Origin of the sequence: Cognatishimia sp., assembly GCF_049116455.1 — a bacterium.
Taxonomy (GTDB): Bacteria; Pseudomonadota; Alphaproteobacteria; order Rhodobacterales; family Rhodobacteraceae; genus Cognatishimia.
Window position 1 is genome coordinate 374,661 of sequence record NZ_JAGDYW010000003.1, and the last position, 19,162, is coordinate 393,822.

General features: G+C 52.2%; 22 protein-coding genes and 1 tRNA gene. 10 read left to right on the forward strand and 13 right to left on the reverse strand.

Going from position 1 to position 19,162, the window contains the following annotated elements; translation table 11 throughout:
• The first annotated feature begins 54 nt into the window (after positions 1–54).
• Positions 55–987, forward strand: coding sequence for an alpha/beta fold hydrolase (locus tag JXQ85_RS06770; RefSeq protein WP_421748121.1), 933 nt, complete (start codon positions 55–57; stop codon positions 985–987).
• A gap of 78 nt (positions 988–1,065) precedes the next feature.
• A complete protein-coding gene (locus tag JXQ85_RS06775; RefSeq protein ID WP_421748122.1) occupies positions 1,066–1,635 on the forward strand; it encodes a YdeI/OmpD-associated family protein in 570 nt (189 codons plus the stop codon).
• A 125-nt stretch (positions 1,636–1,760) separates the two neighbouring features.
• Here the strand turns inward: JXQ85_RS06775 and tig are convergent, their stop codons facing one another.
• The 3 genes from tig to JXQ85_RS06790 form a co-directional block, all read right to left on the reverse strand.
• Complete coding sequence (gene tig, locus JXQ85_RS06780) at positions 1,761–3,095, reverse strand: trigger factor (RefSeq protein WP_421748123.1); 1,335 nt, start codon at positions 3,093–3,095, stop codon at positions 1,761–1,763.
• A 190-nt stretch (positions 3,096–3,285) separates the two neighbouring features.
• Positions 3,286–3,370: transfer RNA gene (locus JXQ85_RS06785), tRNA-Leu, on the reverse strand.
• 190 nt (positions 3,371–3,560) lie between these two features.
• Positions 3,561–5,309 carry an NAD(P)H-hydrate dehydratase gene (locus JXQ85_RS06790; protein WP_421748124.1) on the reverse strand — a complete coding sequence of 583 codons (1,749 nt, stop codon included), beginning with the start codon at positions 5,307–5,309 and terminating at the stop codon, positions 3,561–3,563.
• A 183-nt stretch (positions 5,310–5,492) separates the two neighbouring features.
• On the opposite strand from JXQ85_RS06790, the gene JXQ85_RS06795 reads away from it, so the two are divergent.
• The 6 genes from JXQ85_RS06795 (at position 5,493) to JXQ85_RS06820 (ending at position 11,172) form a co-directional block, all read left to right on the forward strand.
• On the forward strand, positions 5,493–5,831 hold the full coding sequence (locus JXQ85_RS06795) for a P-II family nitrogen regulator (RefSeq protein ID WP_265020959.1): 339 nt from the start codon (positions 5,493–5,495) through the stop codon (positions 5,829–5,831).
• A 48-nt stretch (positions 5,832–5,879) separates the two neighbouring features.
• On the forward strand, positions 5,880–7,286 hold the full coding sequence (glnA, locus tag JXQ85_RS06800) for a type I glutamate--ammonia ligase (RefSeq protein WP_421748125.1): 1,407 nt from the start codon (positions 5,880–5,882) through the stop codon (positions 7,284–7,286).
• A 202-nt stretch (positions 7,287–7,488) separates the two neighbouring features.
• Positions 7,489–8,613, forward strand: coding sequence for a glycosyltransferase 61 family protein (locus tag JXQ85_RS06805; protein ID WP_421748126.1), 1,125 nt, complete (start codon positions 7,489–7,491; stop codon positions 8,611–8,613).
• A gap of 39 nt (positions 8,614–8,652) precedes the next feature.
• The gene (locus JXQ85_RS06810; RefSeq protein WP_421748127.1) at positions 8,653–9,399 is read left to right on the forward strand and encodes a hypothetical protein; all 747 of its coding nucleotides are present in this window, start codon (positions 8,653–8,655) and stop codon (positions 9,397–9,399) included.
• Between the two features lie 141 nt (positions 9,400–9,540).
• Entirely contained in the window at positions 9,541–9,840 is a 300-nt protein-coding gene (locus JXQ85_RS06815; protein ID WP_421748128.1) for a YciI family protein, read from the forward strand.
• 114 nt (positions 9,841–9,954) lie between these two features.
• Positions 9,955–11,172, forward strand: coding sequence for an alpha/beta fold hydrolase (locus tag JXQ85_RS06820; protein WP_421748129.1), 1,218 nt, complete (start codon positions 9,955–9,957; stop codon positions 11,170–11,172).
• 60 nt (positions 11,173–11,232) lie between these two features.
• On the opposite strand, the gene JXQ85_RS06825 is transcribed toward JXQ85_RS06820, so the two are convergent.
• On the reverse strand, positions 11,233–11,568 hold the full coding sequence (locus JXQ85_RS06825; protein ID WP_421748130.1) for a hypothetical protein: 336 nt from the start codon (positions 11,566–11,568) through the stop codon (positions 11,233–11,235).
• Between the two features lie 77 nt (positions 11,569–11,645).
• On the opposite strand from JXQ85_RS06825, the gene purB reads away from it, so the two are divergent.
• Positions 11,646–12,950, forward strand: a complete 1,305-nt coding sequence (gene purB / locus JXQ85_RS06830) for an adenylosuccinate lyase (RefSeq protein ID WP_421748131.1) — start codon at positions 11,646–11,648, stop codon at positions 12,948–12,950.
• Positions 12,951–13,019: 69 nt separating this feature from the next.
• Here the strand turns inward: purB and JXQ85_RS06835 are convergent, their stop codons facing one another.
• Positions 13,020–13,733 carry a DUF1223 domain-containing protein gene (locus tag JXQ85_RS06835; protein WP_421748132.1) on the reverse strand — a complete coding sequence of 238 codons (714 nt, stop codon included), beginning with the start codon at positions 13,731–13,733 and terminating at the stop codon, positions 13,020–13,022.
• Between the two features lie 171 nt (positions 13,734–13,904).
• Here JXQ85_RS06835 and JXQ85_RS06840 point away from each other — a divergent pair, with 171 nt between their 5' ends.
• The gene (locus JXQ85_RS06840) at positions 13,905–14,249 is read left to right on the forward strand and encodes a DOPA 4,5-dioxygenase family protein (protein WP_421748133.1); all 345 of its coding nucleotides are present in this window, start codon (positions 13,905–13,907) and stop codon (positions 14,247–14,249) included.
• Positions 14,250–14,273: 24 nt separating this feature from the next.
• On the opposite strand, the gene JXQ85_RS06845 is transcribed toward JXQ85_RS06840, so the two are convergent.
• The 8 genes from JXQ85_RS06845 to secF all read right to left on the reverse strand — a co-directional run bounded on the left by JXQ85_RS06845 (position 14,274) and on the right by secF (position 19,160).
• Positions 14,274–14,804 carry a DsbE family thiol:disulfide interchange protein gene (locus tag JXQ85_RS06845; protein ID WP_421748134.1) on the reverse strand — a complete coding sequence of 177 codons (531 nt, stop codon included), beginning with the start codon at positions 14,802–14,804 and terminating at the stop codon, positions 14,274–14,276.
• Positions 14,797–14,946: a heme exporter protein CcmD gene (ccmD, locus tag JXQ85_RS06850; protein WP_421748135.1), complete on the reverse strand. Its 150-nt coding sequence runs from the start codon at positions 14,944–14,946 to the stop codon at positions 14,797–14,799. Before ccmD ends, JXQ85_RS06845 begins: the two co-directional genes overlap by 8 nt.
• On the reverse strand, positions 14,943–15,695 hold the full coding sequence (locus JXQ85_RS06855; protein WP_421748136.1) for a heme ABC transporter permease: 753 nt from the start codon (positions 15,693–15,695) through the stop codon (positions 14,943–14,945). Before JXQ85_RS06855 ends, ccmD begins: the two co-directional genes overlap by 4 nt.
• Positions 15,696–15,787: 92 nt before the next feature.
• A complete protein-coding gene (ccmB, locus tag JXQ85_RS06860; protein WP_421748137.1) occupies positions 15,788–16,444 on the reverse strand; it encodes a heme exporter protein CcmB in 657 nt (218 codons plus the stop codon).
• Positions 16,441–17,058 (reverse strand): heme ABC exporter ATP-binding protein CcmA, encoded by a 618-nt coding sequence (gene ccmA / locus JXQ85_RS06865; protein ID WP_421748138.1) that lies wholly within the window; start codon positions 17,056–17,058, stop codon positions 16,441–16,443. The genes ccmB and ccmA overlap by 4 nt, the downstream gene beginning before the upstream one ends.
• Positions 17,059–17,061: 3 nt before the next feature.
• The gene (locus JXQ85_RS06870) at positions 17,062–17,421 is read right to left on the reverse strand and encodes an Mth938-like domain-containing protein (protein WP_421748139.1); all 360 of its coding nucleotides are present in this window, start codon (positions 17,419–17,421) and stop codon (positions 17,062–17,064) included.
• A gap of 25 nt (positions 17,422–17,446) precedes the next feature.
• Positions 17,447–18,199, reverse strand: coding sequence for a TSUP family transporter (locus tag JXQ85_RS06875; RefSeq protein WP_421748140.1), 753 nt, complete (start codon positions 18,197–18,199; stop codon positions 17,447–17,449).
• Positions 18,192–19,160, reverse strand: coding sequence for a protein translocase subunit SecF (gene secF, locus JXQ85_RS06880; RefSeq protein ID WP_421748141.1), 969 nt, complete (start codon positions 19,158–19,160; stop codon positions 18,192–18,194). Before secF ends, JXQ85_RS06875 begins: the two co-directional genes overlap by 8 nt.
• Positions 19,161–19,162 lie beyond the last annotated feature (2 nt).

Sequence of the window (19,162 nt, forward strand, 5' to 3'; positions counted from 1 at the left end):
ATTTGAAACCAATTAGTGGCACAAGGTGTATGTAATCTAATTTGGACATTCGAAATGACACAGACATCGACCTTCCCTGCCCCCCAAATGCTTTCAGTGAAAGGGGGCAGTCTTGAAGTCTTTGAGGCAGGAACTGAAAACACCGGCAATCCCATTGTTCTGTGCCATGGCTGGCCCGAACATGCCTATGCATGGCGGCACCAAATACCGGCCCTCGTGGCAGCGGGATATCATGTCATCGTTCCGAACCAACGAGGCTTTGGTAACTCGTCGCGTCCGACCACTGTTACGGACTACGACATCGCCGCCCTGACCGGCGACCTCGTTGGTCTGCTTGATCATTTTGGGTATGACGATGCAACCTTCATTGGACATGACTGGGGCGCAAACATTGTCTGGAGCCTTTCGCTGCTGCACCCCAGCCGTGTGCGCAAAATTATAAACCTCGCTTTGCCATATCAGGCCCGAACAGAGGTGCCATGGATCGAGTTCATGGAAGCCATATTTGGCAGCGACAATTATTTTGTTCATTTCAACCGTCAACCAGGCGTTGCTGATGACATCTTGGATCTGAACACAGAACAATTTCTACGCAACCTTTTCCGCAAAAACCTGCCCCCGGTGCCACCAGCCTCTGGCATGATGATGATCAACCTCGCCGAGGCAAAAGCGCCCCATGGGGATCCAATTATGTCCGATGATGATTTGTCTGTCTTTGTCGAAGCCTTTGAAATGTCAGGGTTTACCGGTGGTATCAATTGGTACCGCAACCTAGATCGCAACTGGCACATTTTGGCAAACATCGACCCAATTGTGAAAGCGCCCGCGTTGATGATTTACGGCGAGCACGACATGATCCCCCAATCCGAAACGCTTCCCCATTTCGTTCCCAGTGTTGACGTTGAAAGCCTTGCCTGTGGGCATTGGATTCAGCAGGAAATGCCCGACGAAACAAACGCACTCATTCTGAATTGGCTCTCCAAATAGCTTTTGACCTCGACAGGCCCGCTCCCAGTACATGGCAGCTCGCTTGGCCAGATGGGTCGTAAAAACAGAAAGTCCTCCATGCAAAATCTACAGTTCTTCTATGACCAAGATGCTTTTACGGAATGGTTTGAAAACGGACCTTCAGTCAACGAGATGTGGGTTGGTTACTACAAAAAGCACAGCGGCAAACCGGGGCTCACTTGGTCGGATTCTGTAGATGTTGCGCTTTGTTACGGGTGGACCGACGGCATCCGAAAAACGATTGATGAGGACAGCTATCGTATACGTTTCACACCCCGTAAACCAAACAGCGTCTGGAGTGCAGTAAATGTTGATAAGGCGCATAAATTGATCAAAGACGGGCGCATGAAATCCAAAGGATTGGAACTGTTCCAATGTCGAAAAGACAAAATCGGCTACAGGGTTTCTGACAGGAATATCCACCTTTCAGAATCTTTCATGGATCAGCTCAAGGCAAATGCCAAAGCATGGGCGTTTTTCGATACGCTTGCCCCATCTTATAAACGCGAGTCGATCTGGTGGATCATGAGCGCCAAAAAGGAACAGACGCGCAGAAACCGTTTGGAAATATTGATTTCTTCTTCTGCGGAAGGTCTGAAAATCCCTCAGCTTAGAAAGAAAATCTGAACAGCCATTTGTCCCCACATAGAACAGATCGCAAGACTTAGCCCCAGGCTTGGACGTTCATCTTTACAACAAAAAAGGCCACCCGATTGGGTGGCCTTCCTATCATCTGATCGCGGGTTGAAGAATTACTCTTCTTCCAGCGCCTCAACAGCTTTCTGCAGATCGTCTTTGGAAACTTCTTTCTCAGAAATTTCAGCCAGTTCGAACACATAGTCGACCACTTTGTCTTCAAACAGTGGCGCACGCAGTTGCTGTTGCATCTGTGCGTTCTGCTGAACGAATTCAAAGAACTGACGCTCTTGACCAGGGTACTGGCGCGCTTGGTTCATGATCGCTTGGGTCATTTCCGCGTCGGTCACTTCGACCTCTGCTTTCTGGCCCAGCTCTGCAAGCAACAGGCCTAGACGTACGCGACGCTCTGCCAGTTTGTTGTGCTCGTCAGTTGGCTCGATCTTGTCGTGATCGTGGCCTTCAACTTCTGGGTTTTCTTCGTGCCACAGCTGATGCGCGATTTGACCTGCCTCTGCTTCCACGAGGGATGGTGGCAGATCGAAAGATACTTTTGCATCGAGCGCGTCAAGCAACGCACGTTTCTGAACCTGACGGGACGCACCGGCGTATTCTGCTTCCAGACGCTCAGCCACTTGGCCTTTCAGGCCAGCCAGATCTTCTGCACCGAATTTCTTCGCCAGCTCGTCGTCAACTTCTGCCGCAACCGGCTCTTTGACTTCTTTGATTACGCAAGAGAAGACAGCTTCTTTGCCCGCCAGATGATCAGCTTGGTAGTCTTCAGGGAAAGACACAGTGACGTCTTTCTCTTCTTCTACTTTCACGCCAACCAGCTGCTCTTCAAAGCCAGGGATGAATTGGTTGGAACCCAGAACCAATGGGAAGTCGTCGCCCGCGCCGCCTTCAAAGGCTTCGCCGTCGATCTTGCCCACGAAATCCATGACAACTTGGTCACCGTCTTTCGCTTTGGTGCCTTTTTTGCGCGCTTTGAAATCCTGTGCGGTTTCCGCAAGGTTTGCCAGCGCTTCGTCAACGTCAGCATCAGCCGCTTTGACAACCATTTTCTCCAGAGAGATGTCTTTCAGATCAACTTCTGGGATCTCTGGCAGAGCTTCGTAAGACATTTCAACGTTTACGTCGTCGCCTTCTTTCCACTCTTCGCCGTTTTTCATTTCGACTTTTGGCTGCAATGCAGGGCGATCGCCGGACTTTTCAAAGTGCTCGTTCATCGCACCGTCAACAGCATCTTGCATCGCTTCGCCCAGCAAACGCTGACCAAATTGCTTTTTCAGCAGAGCCATAGGCACTTTGCCTTTGCGGAAGCCTTTCATTTCGACTTCAGGCTGCGCTTCGACCAGCTTTTCGTTAACTTTTGCTTCCAGCTCAGCAGCGGTGACAACGATATCGTAACCGCGCTTCAGGCCTTCATTTAGGGTCTCGGTGACCTGCATTGTGGCATCCTTCTTAAAGTTGGGCGGAGTTGTGCGCCGCAGCCTAATAAATCAGAGGCTCTAATAGGGCTTCAAAGCCATCGGTGCAAGGCGAATGTGACGTGGAAATACCGGCAGAACGGCATTCAAAGGCATCAATTAGCCATCAGTCGCCACAATGGACATTCGATCATTTGTTTAAAGAGAGAGATGGTGCGGGTGAAGGGACTTGAACCCCCACGCCTTGCGGCGCCAGAACCTAAATCTGGTGCGTCTACCAATTCCGCCACACCCGCATCCAAGTGAAACGACTCTGTCGCCGTTTCGTTCGCGCTTCCTAGCAAAGGTCGAAATGGGATGTAAGAGGAAAAATGCAGGAAATTTCATTTCTTATTTGGGCGCTGCCCCTACCCATGTTTCATTCAGGTGTAGCTGTTCCGCGTGACGTCCTCTCCCCCTTTAAGAGGGAGGGCCAAGAAAGGGCTTTCAAACACCTAAATCCCGGAACACTGCTGGCAATTGCTCAGCAATGTCCTCGGCGATCAAACCAGGGCCAAACTTCAACGCACATTCCACATGTAGCCAAGCGGCTGTTTCAGCAGCCTGCATCGGCGAAAACCCACGCGCCAAAAGTCCCGTAATAAATCCGGCCAACACATCGCCGGCCCCAGCCGTCGCCAACCAAGGGGCTGATCGTTCGTAATGCGCTGAGTTGATCGAACAGCGCCCGTCCGGCGCTGCAATCACAGTGGCTGCTCCCTTAAAGAGCACAACGCACCCGGCACGCTTCGCCGCCTCACGTGTCGCGTCTACTTTGGAATAGGCCGGTCCCTTGGTCGGCACGGCGTTCAGTTTTTCGGCAATATCAGGAAAAAGACGCGCGAACTCTCCCCCATGGGGCGTCAGCACACAGTTTTCATGCAACATTGCAAACAGAGCGTCTGGATTATTCGCAAAGGCCGACAAAGCATCCGCATCCAATACCGTCACGCGTTTCTCAGCTAGAGCGGCCGCCACAAGATATTTCGCGCGATCCAGCCCTAAAGCCGGCCCCAAACACAACGCATTGATACGCTCATCTTGCAGGGATTCCGTTAAATCTTCAGCGCTCTCAACCTCTTGCAGCATGATAGCTGTCAATTGAGACGCGGCTTCTTGTCTTGCAGAGGCGGGAACACCGAGTGAGACAAGCCCTGCGCCAATACGCAATGCCCCACGTGCGGCAAGACGCGCCGCTCCGGTTTGATTGGCACCGCCGGAAACAACCAAAGAGTGACCATATTCGAACTTATGCCAACCATGTTTCCTAATAAATGGAGTCACATAGACGCCGTCTATGAATTCGCGCCCGTTAAAGACCGGTTCCAGTAGCGCTACGCGTTCAATATCTTCTCTAAGGCCGATCCCGAAGCCACGTTCAACGGCAAAACGCTCCAATCCGATATTAGCTCTGCGCACCGAACCACTCCGGCTTTCTCCAAATTCGAGGTGATGACCCAATTTAGGTGTTTGAAAAGTTACAGTCAGATTACCCTTTACGCTCTTTGCCATTTCCCTAGGCCAAGCAGTATCGTCGTCTTTATCGTCAAGATCGAATTCAATTGAGCGGCCAACAACCTCTCCTGAATCAGCGCAAACTCCCGACGGAATATCTATACAAACCATTTTCTCTGAAACGACTTGCCGCTCTGATCTTTGTGATCCTTTCCATGGGCGGCGATGCTTCAAAAGCCAGTGCAGCATCGAAACAATGACTTCGGGCAGAGGCCGTTTCAAACCGGTCCCAAAAATCGCATCGATGATGATGTGCGGGCGCTTGCAAGCGCTTAAGCAATCTGGAGTGATTGCTCCAACTTCCCCCAACTCCAACCAACGCTCATAATTCACCCGCGCATCCGGCGGCAGCTTTTCTGCATCGCCGTACAGAAACACCTCCACCGCCCAGCCTCGCTCAAACAACTGCCGCGCAACAACAAAGCCATCGCCACCATTATTTCCGGGGCCACATAAAACAATCGCGCGAAAAGGCGTTTCATCTTTCGCTAAATACTCCGCGGAGCCTGAAGGGCTGGCCTCTCGATCCCCACCCGTTTCCAACTCAGGCCATTCTTCAAAAATGGCCTCAACTACGCCCTGCCCGGCGCGTTCCATCAGCTCCAAGCCGGTTACTTCACCGGAATCAATCGCAGCCTGCTCAATGGCGCGCATTTGGGCAGCTGTTAAAAGTTCAGTCATCTAATCTCTCAGTAGTCTTCAAAAGCGATTCAATTCAGCTCATTCTGGCGTCACTTTGCTTAATTTTTAAGCAACACCCTAAAATCACCCAAGCCAAGCAGGTCCGCGTCATCATAGCCAATTGTAGCTCTGCCTTGAAAGTGGGATCAGCAAGCCAAGTATTTTTCAGGTGAGGAGTCCCCGATGAAAAAGATCGAAGCGATCATCAAACCGTTCAAATTGGACGAAGTGAAAGAAGCCCTTCAGGACGTAGGCGTCCAAGGTCTGTCTGTGATCGAGGTCAAAGGTTTCGGCCGTCAAAAGGGCCACACAGAACTGTACCGTGGTGCAGAATATGTTGTGGACTTCCTGCCAAAGGTCAAAATCGAAGTTGTTCTTGATGACGACCTAGTCGACCAAGCGATCGAAGCTATCGTGGACGCGGCGAAAACTGATAAAATCGGCGACGGCAAAATCTTTGTCAGCACGATTGAACAAGCGATCCGCATCCGTACCGGTGAATCCGGTTCTGACGCGCTTTAAGCCATCATCTAAAACCACCCATTATCTATAACCGAAAGGGATAAGAGAATGAGCGCAGACGCAGTTCTCAAGCTGATCAAAGACGAAGAAGCGGCATATGTCGACATTCGTTTCACTGATACACGCGGTAAACTACAACACGTGACTGTAGACGTTGACCTGGTCGACGAAGACTTCCTTGAAGAAGGCTTCATGTTCGACGGTTCCTCCATCGCGGGTTGGAAATCCATCGAAAACTCAGACATGAAACTGATCGCAGACACAACATCTGCATATGTTGATCCGTTCTATGCTGAGAAAACAATCTGCATCCACTGCTCTATCGTAGAGCCAGACACTGGTGAAGCTTACGAGCGTGACCCACGTGGCACAGCGGAAAAAGCAGAAGCTTACCTGAAATCCTCCGGCATCGGCGACGTTGCTTACATGGGTCCAGAAGCTGAGTTCTTCCTGTTCGACGACGTACGTTTCTCCAACACAATCAACAAAGTATCTTACGAAGTTGATGCGCAGGATGCGTCCTGGAACACAGACACCGAATACGAAATGGGCAACACCGGCCACCGTCCTGGCCTTAAAGGTGGTTACTTCCCAGTCAACCCAACAGACGATGCACAAGACATCCGTTCTGAGATGCTTTCTACAATGAAGCGTCTGGGTATGAAAACTGACAAACACCACCACGAAGTGGCGTCTTGTCAGCACGAGCTTGGCCTGATCTTTGATAGCCTGACCAAGCAAGCGGATGAGCTGCAGAAGTACAAGTACATCATCCACAACGTGGCACAGTCTTACGGCAAGTCCGCAACCTTCATGCCAAAGCCAGTTTATGGCGATAACGGCACAGGTATGCACGTGAACATGTCCATCTGGAAAGATGGTAAGCCATTGTTTGCAGGCGACAAATACGCTGATCTGTCCCAAGAAGCTCTGTACTTCATTGGTGGTATCCTGAAGCACGCGAAAGCGCTGAACGCCTTCACAAACCCATCCACCAACTCCTACAAGCGTCTGATCCCAGGCTTCGAAGCTCCAGTTCTGCGCGCATATTCTGCACGTAACCGTTCCGGTTGTGTTCGTATTCCTTGGACTGAATCTCCTAAGGCGAAGCGCGTTGAAGCACGTTTCCCTGATCCATCTGCCAACCCATACCTGTGCTTCGCAGCACTGCTGATGGCTGGCCTTGACGGCATTCAGAACAAGATCGATCCAGGCGAAGCGATGGATAAGAACTTGTATGACCTGCCTGCAGAAGAGCTGGCGGATATCCCAACTGTATGTGGTTCCCTGCGCGAAGCACTGGACGAGCTGCAAAAAGACAGCGACTTCCTGACTGCGGGCGACGTCTTCACCAAAGATCAGATCGAAGGTTACATCGAGCTGAAAATGGAAGAAGTTGAAATGTACGAGCACACACCACACCCAGTGGAATTCGGCATGTACTACAGCTGCTAATCCTAGCGGTAAGACTTACGGAAAAGGCGCTCTTTATGAGCGCCTTTTTTGTTTCAGCCACCTTCGCGTGGCTCTGTCTCAAACTGAAGCCAAAAGGCGTCAGTTCTTTTTGGTCTGCAAAAATAATCAGAAAATGCGTAGACAGGGCATTTCCTCCTGCCCTAACTTCTTAAAAAAAATTAATTCAACCATTGAGCAGACAGTGGCATTATCAGAATCCTACGAGCCCAGAGTATTTGGGCCAAGCCGTGGCCATTTTTTAGAAGGCCAACGATTAAGCCGCACGCAGCGTGCGTTCGGAATCTATGACGACAACGGATTTTCGTTGCCGGGAACAGATATCAGATCAGAAGACATCATGTCTGTACCCGAGGGCATGCCTGCCCTCCCCTCATCGTCCGAAACCATTGACACGCCTTCATTTTTTGGCGGTGTTGCCCGCAATCAATTCGGGCATGTGATCCTGAATTGTTTAGGACGTTTATGGGGGCTGGAACATCTACCGTCGGAAACGAATGTGGTCTTCTGGAACACGTCCAAACGCCCTCGGGCGCAGTTTCCGTTGATCGAACCTTTTGTCCGACTGCTTGGCTTTGAGAACGACATTAAAATCAGATCTAAGCCTGCAGTTTATACGCAGATCCATACGTGTAGTAACACCTACGGCGAGGCGCTTGGCGGGCTGGGGACACCGGGTTTTCACCGATGGATTGATCAACGCCTACCTGCCAAAAAGCCCGTCGATCCGGAACTTAAAGTCTACCTTACCCGCTCTCAACTTGGACCAAACGCTGGCCGGTATGCATGCGAGGATCATCTTGAATCCTTGCTGGAACGCGAGGGCTATCGCGTGGTCGCCCCTGAAAAGCTTTCGCTGCAAGAACAGGTCGAACTGTTCCAGACCGCCGGTAAATTGATCTTTGCTGAAGGGTCCGCCCTGCATCTCTTTGCAATGGTTAAACGCGAGCACCAACAGGCGGTTGTTATTCAACGTAGGGATGGTCTGCCACGCATGATGTTGCTGCAAATGAACGACCGACGCGGCCTGCCTGTTGAGCCGATATCTGTCTTAAGAAACATCTATTGGCCGCCTAAGCGCAGCGATCATTTATCCGTGTCATTTTTAGACTTTGAGGCTTTGAAAGCCGCGTTGATCACCCATGGCATGATCAGTGCGAATACCTTTTGGTCTTTACCAGATCCTGAGGCAGAACGATTGTCGCTGAATGCAGGGTTGGACCTGGGTCAAGAAATGCTGGACCGCAATGCCAGACGCAAATGGCTGCGCCAATTCCGTCGCCGCCGCCGCAACAAAGCCGCTGCGTAATGCCAAAAATGCTGTATCAGGAACCCGAAGGGCCATTCTATGTTCAATAAACCAGAAGATCTGCGCTACGTGCGCTTCCTGAGAAACATCCAACAGGCCAATCTGTTTGATTGGTATATGGAAATTGGTTGCCGGACTGGTCGAACCTTTGAACCGGTGCGCGGCAAAACAATCGCCGTTGACCCTTTCTTTAAAATTACCACCAATGTGATTGGTCAAAAACCAGCTCTGATGTGCTTTCAGCAAACCAGCGATGCGTTTTTTGAAAGCAATGTCTTGGATGCGTTGAATGTGAAGCTCAGCTTTAGCTTTCTGGACGGCATGCACTTAATGGAATTTCTACTGCGAGATTTCATCAACGCAGAGCGCAATTCTCATGCCGGTGGCGTCATTGCCATGCATGATTGCTGCCCGTTTGACCATGAAATGACGACTCGGAATGTCGACGACGCTCCCGCGAGCGCTTGGACCGGCGATGTGTGGAAACTCATCCCGATCTTGCAAAAATACCGCCCCGATCTAGATATCAATGTTGTGGGCTGCCGCCCGACAGGGCTGGTTTTGGTCAACAATCTTTCTCCGGATTCCCGAGTTCTTTCAGACCACTACGATGAGATTCTGACGGATTGGCAGGAACTACCTCTGCAAGAATATGGCGCGGATACATTCTACAATAGCTTTGAGTATACCCCGGCCAAAGAAATCGCCGCAGATAACTATGCGTTCTTTAAGAACGCGCGGATGAAGGATGCAGAACATAAGCTTCCTGAGTTTGTGTCTCCGTAAGATCTTAAAAGATAAACCGCGCATTCATGCGCGTTGTAGGCCATACTACAGTCAATAAACGTGGCCATATTGCGGATCGCTTAGTGGCCCTAAATCCAATTCTTTGACTGATATATCCTTTCAGAAACGAAAGGAGCCTCGATGACTCGTTGGACCGTTATTTTCAAAGACACGCCAGACATGCTTTCTATCAGAGCAGACAAAACGCGCCGTGACGCGCATATTGCCTATGTGCGCGCCCATCCAGAGCTTTTAATCGGTGGCGGATTAAAGCCTAATCCCGATCAAGAATTCTGCGGAGCGCTTTGGGTTATCGAAGCCAATTCCCGCAAAGAGGTTGAAACCCTGATCCTGAATGATCCGTTCTATGTGCCTGAATTTCGGAGCTATGAGATATTCACCTGGGGGAAAATACTGGAAGATCAAATAACTACGCTCTAGCGGTCTCAAATTTTCACCCCTTCTCACCATCCCGTGACAAATCCGTAACCTATCTTGGGTTTTGACGCCGCTTGCCCCAAATTGGCTGTGCAATGGCAAAAGGACCAACCGAGCATGATTACGGAACGCATCACATTCACGGGCCACAGCGGCGAAAAGCTGGCGGCGCGGCTTGATTTGCCGGATGGCCCCCATCTGGCAACGGTGCTTTTTGCGCATTGTTTCACCTGTTCCAAAGATATTCCTGCGGCCCGGCGCATTGCGGGTCGCCTGGCCTCGATGGGGTTGGCGGTTCTGCGGTTTGATTTCACAGGGCTTGGCCATTCCGAAGGCGAGTTTTCTAACACAACCTTCAGCTCAAACGTGGCTGATCTGCATGCGGCAGCGGCCTATTTAGCTGATCGGGGCATGGCGCCTGATATGTTGATTGGGCATTCCCTTGGTGGGGCCGCAGTGTTGCGCGCTGCCGGTGACATGCCAAGTGTGCGGGCCGTTGCGACCCTTGGCGCACCGTTTGATCCTCGTCATGTCACTCATAATTTTGGCAACGCGCTTGAGGGCATCGCGGCAGCGGGTCAAGCCGAGGTCAGCCTTGGTGGTCGACCGTTCACAATTCGCAAAGCTTTTGTCGAAGATGTTTCGGCCCAAAATCTGGCCCCAGCGATCAAAGGTCTGCATCGTGCCTTGTTGGTGATGCACGCGCCGCTTGATGACGTGGTCGATATCGAAAACGCCGCGCAGATTTTCAGTGCCGCGAAACACCCAAAGAGTTTTGTCACTCTGGATGACGCCGATCACCTGATCAGCCGACCAGAAGATGCGGAATATGCAGCCGAAGTGATTTCGGCCTGGGCTGCGAGATACATGCAGCTGACGCCACCTGCCCCGCCGATTGGGGCCCCTGAAGGGGTGGTGCGCGTCTCTGAAGCAGATGCGACTGGGTTTTTGCAGGATGTGAATTCTGGCCCTTTCCATCATACGCTTGCAGATGAACCATTGGCCTATGGTGGCACGAACAAAGGCATGACGCCTTATGGGTTCTTATCTTCTGGTCTGGGGGCTTGTACCTCGATGACGATCCGTATGTATGCCCGCCGCAAAGGCTGGCCTTTGGATCATGTCTGGGTCGATGTGAGGCACAACAAGGTGCATGCGCAGGATGCAGGCACCGGATCTGGTGAACGGATTGATAGTTTCAAACGGGTGATCCACCTGAACGGCGCATTGGACACCGCACAGCGGGCCCGTCTGTTGGAAATCGCGGACCGGTGCCCGGTCCATCGCACACTTGAGAAATCAAGCGAGGTGATTACGGAGCTGGCGGAAGACTAGGGGAATTCTCCCTTAGCGCTGCGGGCATTCAACCCAAGAATTATTTGAGAATCGCGACACTTAGGGCGATTTAATTTGACCGTCGGTGATGTCACCTGCGCCCCCGATGAAGCGCAGCTGACCAGGTTTTTGCATCATGTCATAGCAGGCCCAATGATCGCTGGGCGGCCAGACACTGCAATATTGGTCACCGCGTACCTCCCATGCGCCGTAACTCGGACGACCGGCAACATATCCTGTAGATCCATCTGCTGAAAAGCTCTGCGTTGCGCTGGCATATTCGAGCGTAATCCCATTCAGGGCTGTTTTGATTTCGTCGCCGGTCATAGCAGACCAATCATCGGCTGACGCTGGCGCGGCCAAAGCCAATAAAAAAAGGGAGATTTGTACCATCATTGCCAATGTTGCCTTGTTCCAAACTGCCCCGCAGTCTATACGACGCGCGACATGCATTGAGAACACAAGGTTGTGACATGATCCCACGCTATTCCCGCCCTGATATGGTTGCCATCTGGTCACCAGAAACGAAGTTCAAAATCTGGTACGAGATCGAAGCACACGCCTGTGACGCGCAGGCCGATCTGGGTGTGATCCCGCGTGAAAATGCTGACGCTGTGTGGAAAGCCAAGGATGTTGACTTCGACGTCGCGCGCATCGATGAGATCGAAGCTGTGACCAAACATGACGTCATTGCTTTCCTGACTCACCTTGCAGAACATGTAGGTTCTGAAGAAGCGCGTTTTGTGCACCAGGGCATGACCTCTTCTGATGTTTTGGACACTTGCTTGAATGTTCAGCTGGTACGCTCTGCAGATATCCTGATCAAAGACATGGAAGGTCTGCTGGCCGCGCTGAAAAAACGCGCGATCGAGCACAAAGACACTGTGCGCGTTGGTCGTTCCCACGGCATCCACGCTGAACCCACCACCATGGGTCTGACATTCGCGCGTTTCTACGCGGAAATGGACCGCAACCTGGATCGTCTGAAAGCTGCGCGTGAAGAAATCGCAACCGGCGCGATCTCCGGCGCGGTTGGCACATTCGCCAACATCGAGCCAGCGGTCGAAGAGCATGTTTGTGAGAAACTGGGCCTCAAGCCAGAGCCGATCTCCACACAGGTTATTCCACGTGACCGTCACGCGATGTTCTTTGCTGTACTTGGTGTGATCGCATCGTCTATTGAAAACGTTGCCATTGAAATCCGTCACATGCAGCGCACCGAAGTGCTGGAAGGTGCGGAATTCTTCTCCATGGGCCAAAAAGGCTCCTCTGCGATGCCGCACAAGAAGAACCCGGTTCTGACAGAAAACCTGACAGGTCTGGCACGTCTGGTGCGTATGTCGGTTATTCCAGCGATGGAAAACGTAGCTCTGTGGCACGAGCGGGACATTTCCCACTCATCTGTAGAGCGCGCGATTGGTCCAGATGCTTGTGTGACGCTTGATTTTGCATTGGCACGTCTGACTGGCGTGATCGACAAGATGCTGATCTTCCCAGAGAACATGTTGGACAACATGAACAAATTCCCAGGTCTGGTGATGTCTCAGCGCGTGCTGCTGGCTCTGACCCAAGCGGGTGTTTCGCGTGAAGACGCTTACGTCATGGTACAGCGCAACGCTCTGAAGGTTTGGGAATTCCGTACCGATTTCCGCGAAGAGCTGCTGTCTGACGATGATGTGGTCAAAGCGCTTGGCACAGATGGCATCAACCAGAAATTCAACATGGAATATCACACCAAACACGTGGATACGATTTTCAAACGCGTCTTTGGTGAGTGATCTTACCTTACATGAATGCAAAAAGGCCCGCGCTTTCGCCGGGCCTTTTTCTTTTGAAATGAGTAATTTCTAGCGCAGTTCAGCGGCTGCCACGATGGGACCAAACCCCTTGCGCTGTACGATCACAACTACAGGCGCATCGCCGGGGGCTTTGGCTGTTATGGTCTTTGCACGCCGAGCATTCCAGTCCCCAACCGTTTCCCAATGGGTGACGATGTTGTGGTAGTTCAGCGTTCGGCCCGCGTTTTCACCGCGTTTGATATTACGGGTTTCTTTCTTTGAATAGCGCACCAGTTGCACAACCATCGGGTCGCGTTGATTGGTTTTACTGTCCAGAGTGATGGTTAAACGATCACCATTACGGGTCACCACAAGATCAATATCGGAGCCATCATCGCTGTGTTTGGCAAGGTTCGCGCGCACATCCGCCGGCCGATTGCCCACAACGTGATCAACGCCTCCAATCACCATCTGCGGGGTGTAAATCGAGCGTTTGCGGGCAGCTTGCGCATATCCGCGCTGACGTTTGGTATAGGCAGGATTGGCAAAATCATCCTTCCAACCGATGTAATCCCAGTAATCGACATGCAGCGCCAAAGCGATGATGTCATCCCGGCCCACAAGTTCTTGACCGAAATAAGCATCCGCCGGCGGGCAACTGCTGCAGCCCTGAGAGGTATAGAGCTCAACAACCACCGGGTGCTCCCCGGCTGTTGCCAGAGAAGCAAAAGCGCCTGCGACTGAAAACGCAGCGATCCCAACCCATCGCTTTAGTGCTGTCATCCCCAAAACCTTCCATAATTATGGTCTGTTTCATGCATAAAACGAATGTGGATGAAACGCCAATCAACGAATTGCGAGAATTCCGTCAACTCTGCGTCATCCTCAAATTTGCACAGAATCTGTGTGCAAAGCACGGATTGCGTTTTTATCCAGAACTGCCAAATTCGGATTATGAAACAGACAGATACCATTCGCGGCTATCACGCCCATATCTATTTTGATGCCAAGAGCAAATCCCGCGCCCGCGCGTTGTGTGAGGAAGCAGGACAGCGATTTGGCGTATCCATTGGACATATGCATGATCAAGGCGTTGGCCCGCATCCGCTGCCATCGTGCCAGCTGACGGCAACACCGACGCAGTTTGATCAGCTTTTGCCTTGGCTGGCCCTTAATCGAGAAGGGTTGATTGTCTTTGCGCACCCTGAAACTGGGAATGCTCTGGCGGACCACCAAGATCATGCGATTTGGCTAGGGGCTGGCCTGGATTTAGACCTATCGATTTTCGGCGTGGTTTAAGGCAGTGTCACCGCTGCAAAGCCCTTATTGGGCGTCTAAGATCGGACGCAGGCGTTTTTCCAATTCGCGCTGCACCAAGGGTCCAGCGATACGCAGCAGTATCTTGCCATCGCCGTCGACCAGATAGGTTTCAGGCACGCCATAGACACCCCAATTCAGCGCCATCTTACCGTTGGTATCCGCGCCACCTTTGGCAAAGGGATCACCCAGTTCTTCTAAGAAGGCAGCACCGTTCTGGGCATTGTCTTTATAATTTACACCCATTATTTTGATGCCTTCGTCCTGAAGTTGCATCAACGTTGGATGTTCGGCGCGGCATGGCGCACACCAAGAGGCCCAGAAATTAACAAGCGTCAACTCGCCATTGCGCAGATCAGCATCCGTAAATGGCGCTAGGAAGCCAAGCTCAGTGACCTCAACAGCTGGCGCTTCTCGCCCGACCATCGCACTTGGCAACTCGTCGGGATTATCGCGTTGCATCCCAAAGAAAAAAAGCGCTGCCAAACCTGCAAAAATCGCAGGCGGTGCAATCATCAAAGGCGATACTTTAGCCATCTTTATGCTCCACTTGATCAAGGGCAACTTTGGCTTTTTTGGACGCACGCAGGCTGATCCATACCAGTCCGATCAAAAGCACAATCGACGCGCCATAGGCGGACAACACGGTGCCTGCGTATTTTCCAAGATCAGGGATCATGGCAATTGCTCCCGTGCAATCAAAGCCGCCGTGCGACGCTTGCGGATTTCAGTACGAGTGCGCAACAAGGTCAGCGCCAAAAATAACAAGATGAAGCCCGCGATTGAGATAAACAGCGGCACCGCAAATATATTGCTGACCTTCTCTTCAGTATCTGAGCCAGTCACAGCCCCTGCCCGCATCACTGATGCACCTTGGTGCAGGCCTTGGTTCCAGAAATTCACCGCATAGCGACTGAGGACCGCAAAGACTGTGCCAACCAAACAAAGGACGGCGGTCAGATCGGCGGCTGTGTCTGGGCTTTCGATGGCTTCCCAGAGGGCAATGTAACCCAGATAAAATAGGAAAAGGATCAGGAAGGAGGTCAGTCGTGGATCCCAGACCCACCATGTACCCCACATTGGCTCTCCCCAAATCGCGCCTGTCACCAAAGCGATCATGGTCATCACCGCGCCCACCGGCGCTGCAGCTTTTGCCACCAAAGCAGACACATGATGGCGGCGGATGAACCAGACCAATGAGGCCACTAGCATCACAAACCACGCATTGATGGCCACCAAGGCAGACGGCACATGCAGATAGATGATTTTCACGGTCGATCCTTGCCGGAAATCATCCGGTGTAAAGAAGAATCCCCAGATCAAACCCGCCAGTAGACAAACCCCTGCGGAGACCGCAACAAAGGGCAGCACCCGGTCGGTCAACCGCATGAACTTCACCGGGTTCGCATATTCCCAAATCGATGCCATGATCTCTCTTACGCTGCTTTCCTATTGATATGCACTTCACGTTTCAGAGAATGAAGTGCGTCACTTTGATCCCGGTCAAACACGGCTCTCTCTTAGCGCAAATTGATGCGCAAAACCAAGGCGCTGACGAAGGGCAACACCGCGATGACTGCTAGCGAGACACCCGCGAGCAATGCCAGTGGCCCGTTAACCGCCAGACCTTCCGTGCCGCGGCGCGCGACTTCTGCTCCGAATATCAGAGTGGGCACATAAAGCGGCAACACCAGCAATGACAACAAAAGCCCGCCGCGTTTGATGCCAACGGTCAGCGCCGCGCCAAAGGTTCCTATCATCGAAAGCGCGGGTGTTCCCAATGCCAAAGAGGTCACAAGCCACAGATAGCCGTTTTCCGGTAGGCTTAGCAGCAGCCCAAGCACGGGTGCTGCAAGCGTCAATGGCAGCCCTGTTGTCAGCCAATGTGTCAATGCCTTCACAGCGCAGACTGCCTCTAGCGGCAGTGGGGAGGTTGCGAGCAGATCGAGCGATCCGTCTTCCCAGTCGAGGGCAAAAATTCGATCAAGTGACAGAAGGCAGGCCAGCAAGGCCCCAAGCCACAGCACGCCTGCTGCGATTTTTGACAGCAGGTCATTCTCGGGACCTACCCCAAAAGGCACCAGAATGGCGACGATCAGAAAGAAGGCCAGCCCCAGCCCAAAGCCACCACCAGAACGCAGCGCCAATTTCAAATCTCTGAGCAGAAGCGCCTTCATAGGAACTCCTCGTGAAAAGCGCCCAAGACCTGCACTGGATCGGCTTTAAACCCACCGACATCCAGCGTTGGCGCGTCCAATCCCAAATCGATATGCGTAGCGATCAAGGCCATGCCACCTTCCGCGAGGTGCGCTTTTACATTTTGTGCAAACTGCGCAACCGAAGCCTGATCAAGAGACACCGTGGGCTCATCAAGTACCCAGATTGGACGGCCTGTAACGAGCAACCGCGCCAATCCCAAACGACGTTTCTGCCCTGCTGAAAGCGCATGTGCTGGGCGATCTTCCAAGGTTTTCAGATCAAAACGCTCAAGCGCTTCGACTATGTTTGACGTACCAAAAACATCTGCCCAGAACTGTAGGTTTTCGGTGACTGTCAGGCTTGCTTTCAAACCATCAGAATGTGCGGCATAGGCGATGGCGTCATCATCACAATGAACCACGCCTGCTACAGCAGGCTGCAATCCTGCAATGGTGCGCAAAAGCGTGGTTTTGCCAGACCCATTTGGCCCGCGTAAGATCAGCGCCTCACCTGCAGAGATCGAAAAGCTGACCCCGGCCAACAAAGGCAACCCGCCCCGCGCGACTGTTAGGTTTTCAACGGTCAGGCTCAAGGATCAGGCACTCACCGGTAGAATGGCCGCGGCCACGCGCCGACCTTCAGAAACCAAAACATTATAGGTGCGGCAGGCGCTATCGGTCTTCATGACTTCGACGCCTATACCCGCCTCCTCTAAGGTCTTGCGAAATTCGGCGGGGGCGTGACGCAGCTCTGATCCTGTCCCGAGAAGAATGAAATCAAGCTTATCTGCCAAGGCAAGGATCGCCGACGTATCGTCTGTACCCGTCCAATGCAGCGCACCTTCCGCATGCACAACAGTTGGTGCAGCAATCACCTCGCCTGCAATGCGTACAAAATCCGCACCATAACTTTCGATGGGTTGCGCGTCAGCGTATTGGATCTCGGTCAATATCATGGGGCATCCTTTGTCCCAACCACGGTTAATCCCAGATCGGCAAGCCTGTCACAACAGCCAGCGCGATCACCAGATAAGCCATTGTTCGATACGTCTTTTCGTAATTCGGGTCAAACATCGCCTGCCCTACGCGTGCGGTTAGGAAATACGGCACTGCGAGGAATAGCCCCAAGTTGACCAAAGGCCATGTGATCAATCCCGCAATCGCCATATTCGCAACAATCACAACATCCAGCATCGCAAGGAACAAGATCGTATTGGCCCGCACGATTTCAGCCCGCGATCCATTGGCCAAATAGAACAGGATCACCGCAGGCCCGGTCAGCCCGGTCATCCCGCCAATCGCGCCACCAGCTGCGCCAATGCCCAATAGACGTTTCACATCAATCCGACCACGATAGCGCCAACCCAAAACAAGCGCCGAAAGCATGGCAAAAGCAATGAAAGCGGCAGCCCAGCGGATGGTGTTTTGTGGCAGTTGCGTCATCACCCAGAGGCCAATTGGTACGGTCAGAACCGCTGCCCCACCGAGGATAGAGACATCTTTGATTTCAGCCACTTTCAACGCACGCGGCAGCAAAGCGGCAGAACCGCCAAAACCCACGAGCATAGTGATGGCGATCACATCAGCGGCTGGCAAAAAGATATTGGCCACCGGCACAAAGATCAGCGCTGTGCCAAAACCAGTAAAGCCGCGGACAATGCCCGCGACTCCAATAGTGAGAACCAGCCATGCCAGTCCTGGCGTTGCCAGGACTGTGCTTAGGGCGTCAGGCATCTACGTTGGCAAATTGATTGCCTGAATTATTGTCAGGCTTGGACCAATCCCGCTTTACGCCCAGCTTCAGCAAGGCGGTCGATGCGACAAAGACCGAACTATATGTACCCACAATAACCCCCCAAATCATAGCAAAGACAAAGCCACGAATAACATCTCCACCCAAAACGAATAGGGCCAGAAGCGCGAGTAATGTGGTGACAGATGTCATCACAGTCCGGCTGAGGGTTTCATTGATCGAAAGGTTCAGAACCTCTTGCAGATCGCGTTTCTTGTAGCGGCGCAGGTTTTCACGCACACGGTCAAACACAACAACCGTATCGTTCAGCGAGTAGCCCACGATCGTCAGAAGCGCCGCGATAATGGCTAGATCGAACTTGATCTGCAGTACCGAAAATATACCGATGGTCAGAATGACGTCATGCACCAGCGCGGCAACCGCACCGACTGCAAACTGCCACTCAAATCGCAGCCAGATATAAATCAGAACCGCACCAATCGCCAAAAGCACCGCGATCACAGCGGTTTGCACCAGCTCGCCCGAGACCTTCGGACCAACGGATTCAACCGACACAAAAGTGATATCAGGCGCGACTGCTTTCAGGGCAACTTCGACATCTTTGATGATATCTGCAGTCACCGCCTCTTGGCCGTCTTGGGCCTGAATGCGGATCATGGTCACGTTTTGATCGTCTTCAAAGGTCGGATCAAAGACTTCGGTAATGGTGATATCGCCAAGGCCCAAAGGTGCAATAGCGTCGCGGTAATCACCCACGACTACAGTTTGTGCACTTTCGGTCCGGATGGTTGTACCACCCCGGAAATCAATGCCAAAGTTCAGACCTTGAATGAAGAAAAACGCAATCGATGCGATGATCATCAGGGACGAAAAGCCGACAGAGATCTTCGTCTTACCGAAGAAATCCCATGCGGTTTCTTGTGGAACTAGTCTTAGGCGCATCC

Coding starts and splice junctions, on each gene's coding strand:
- JXQ85_RS06770 (WP_421748121.1), top strand. CDS start 55: ATGACACAGACATCGACCTTCCCTGCCCCCCAAATGCTTTCAGTGAAA.
- JXQ85_RS06775 (WP_421748122.1), top strand. CDS start 1,066: ATGCAAAATCTACAGTTCTTCTATGACCAAGATGCTTTTACGGAATGG.
- tig (WP_421748123.1), bottom strand. CDS start 3,095: ATGCAGGTCACCGAGACCCTAAATGAAGGCCTGAAGCGCGGTTACGAT.
- JXQ85_RS06790 (WP_421748124.1), bottom strand. CDS start 5,309: ATGACTGAACTTTTAACAGCTGCCCAAATGCGCGCCATTGAGCAGGCT.
- JXQ85_RS06795 (WP_265020959.1), top strand. CDS start 5,493: ATGAAAAAGATCGAAGCGATCATCAAACCGTTCAAATTGGACGAAGTG.
- glnA (WP_421748125.1), top strand. CDS start 5,880: ATGAGCGCAGACGCAGTTCTCAAGCTGATCAAAGACGAAGAAGCGGCA.
- JXQ85_RS06810 (WP_421748127.1), top strand. CDS start 8,653: ATGTTCAATAAACCAGAAGATCTGCGCTACGTGCGCTTCCTGAGAAAC.
- JXQ85_RS06815 (WP_421748128.1), top strand. CDS start 9,541: ATGACTCGTTGGACCGTTATTTTCAAAGACACGCCAGACATGCTTTCT.
- JXQ85_RS06820 (WP_421748129.1), top strand. CDS start 9,955: ATGATTACGGAACGCATCACATTCACGGGCCACAGCGGCGAAAAGCTG.
- JXQ85_RS06825 (WP_421748130.1), bottom strand. CDS start 11,568: ATGATGGTACAAATCTCCCTTTTTTTATTGGCTTTGGCCGCGCCAGCG.
- purB (WP_421748131.1), top strand. CDS start 11,646: ATGATCCCACGCTATTCCCGCCCTGATATGGTTGCCATCTGGTCACCA.
- JXQ85_RS06835 (WP_421748132.1), bottom strand. CDS start 13,733: ATGACAGCACTAAAGCGATGGGTTGGGATCGCTGCGTTTTCAGTCGCA.
- JXQ85_RS06840 (WP_421748133.1), top strand. CDS start 13,905: ATGAAACAGACAGATACCATTCGCGGCTATCACGCCCATATCTATTTT.
- JXQ85_RS06845 (WP_421748134.1), bottom strand. CDS start 14,804: ATGGCTAAAGTATCGCCTTTGATGATTGCACCGCCTGCGATTTTTGCA.
- ccmD (WP_421748135.1), bottom strand. CDS start 14,946: ATGATCCCTGATCTTGGAAAATACGCAGGCACCGTGTTGTCCGCCTAT.
- JXQ85_RS06855 (WP_421748136.1), bottom strand. CDS start 15,695: ATGGCATCGATTTGGGAATATGCGAACCCGGTGAAGTTCATGCGGTTG.
- ccmB (WP_421748137.1), bottom strand. CDS start 16,444: ATGAAGGCGCTTCTGCTCAGAGATTTGAAATTGGCGCTGCGTTCTGGT.
- JXQ85_RS06870 (WP_421748139.1), bottom strand. CDS start 17,421: ATGATATTGACCGAGATCCAATACGCTGACGCGCAACCCATCGAAAGT.
- JXQ85_RS06875 (WP_421748140.1), bottom strand. CDS start 18,199: ATGCCTGACGCCCTAAGCACAGTCCTGGCAACGCCAGGACTGGCATGG.
- secF (WP_421748141.1), bottom strand. CDS start 19,160: ATGCGCCTAAGACTAGTTCCACAAGAAACCGCATGGGATTTCTTCGGT.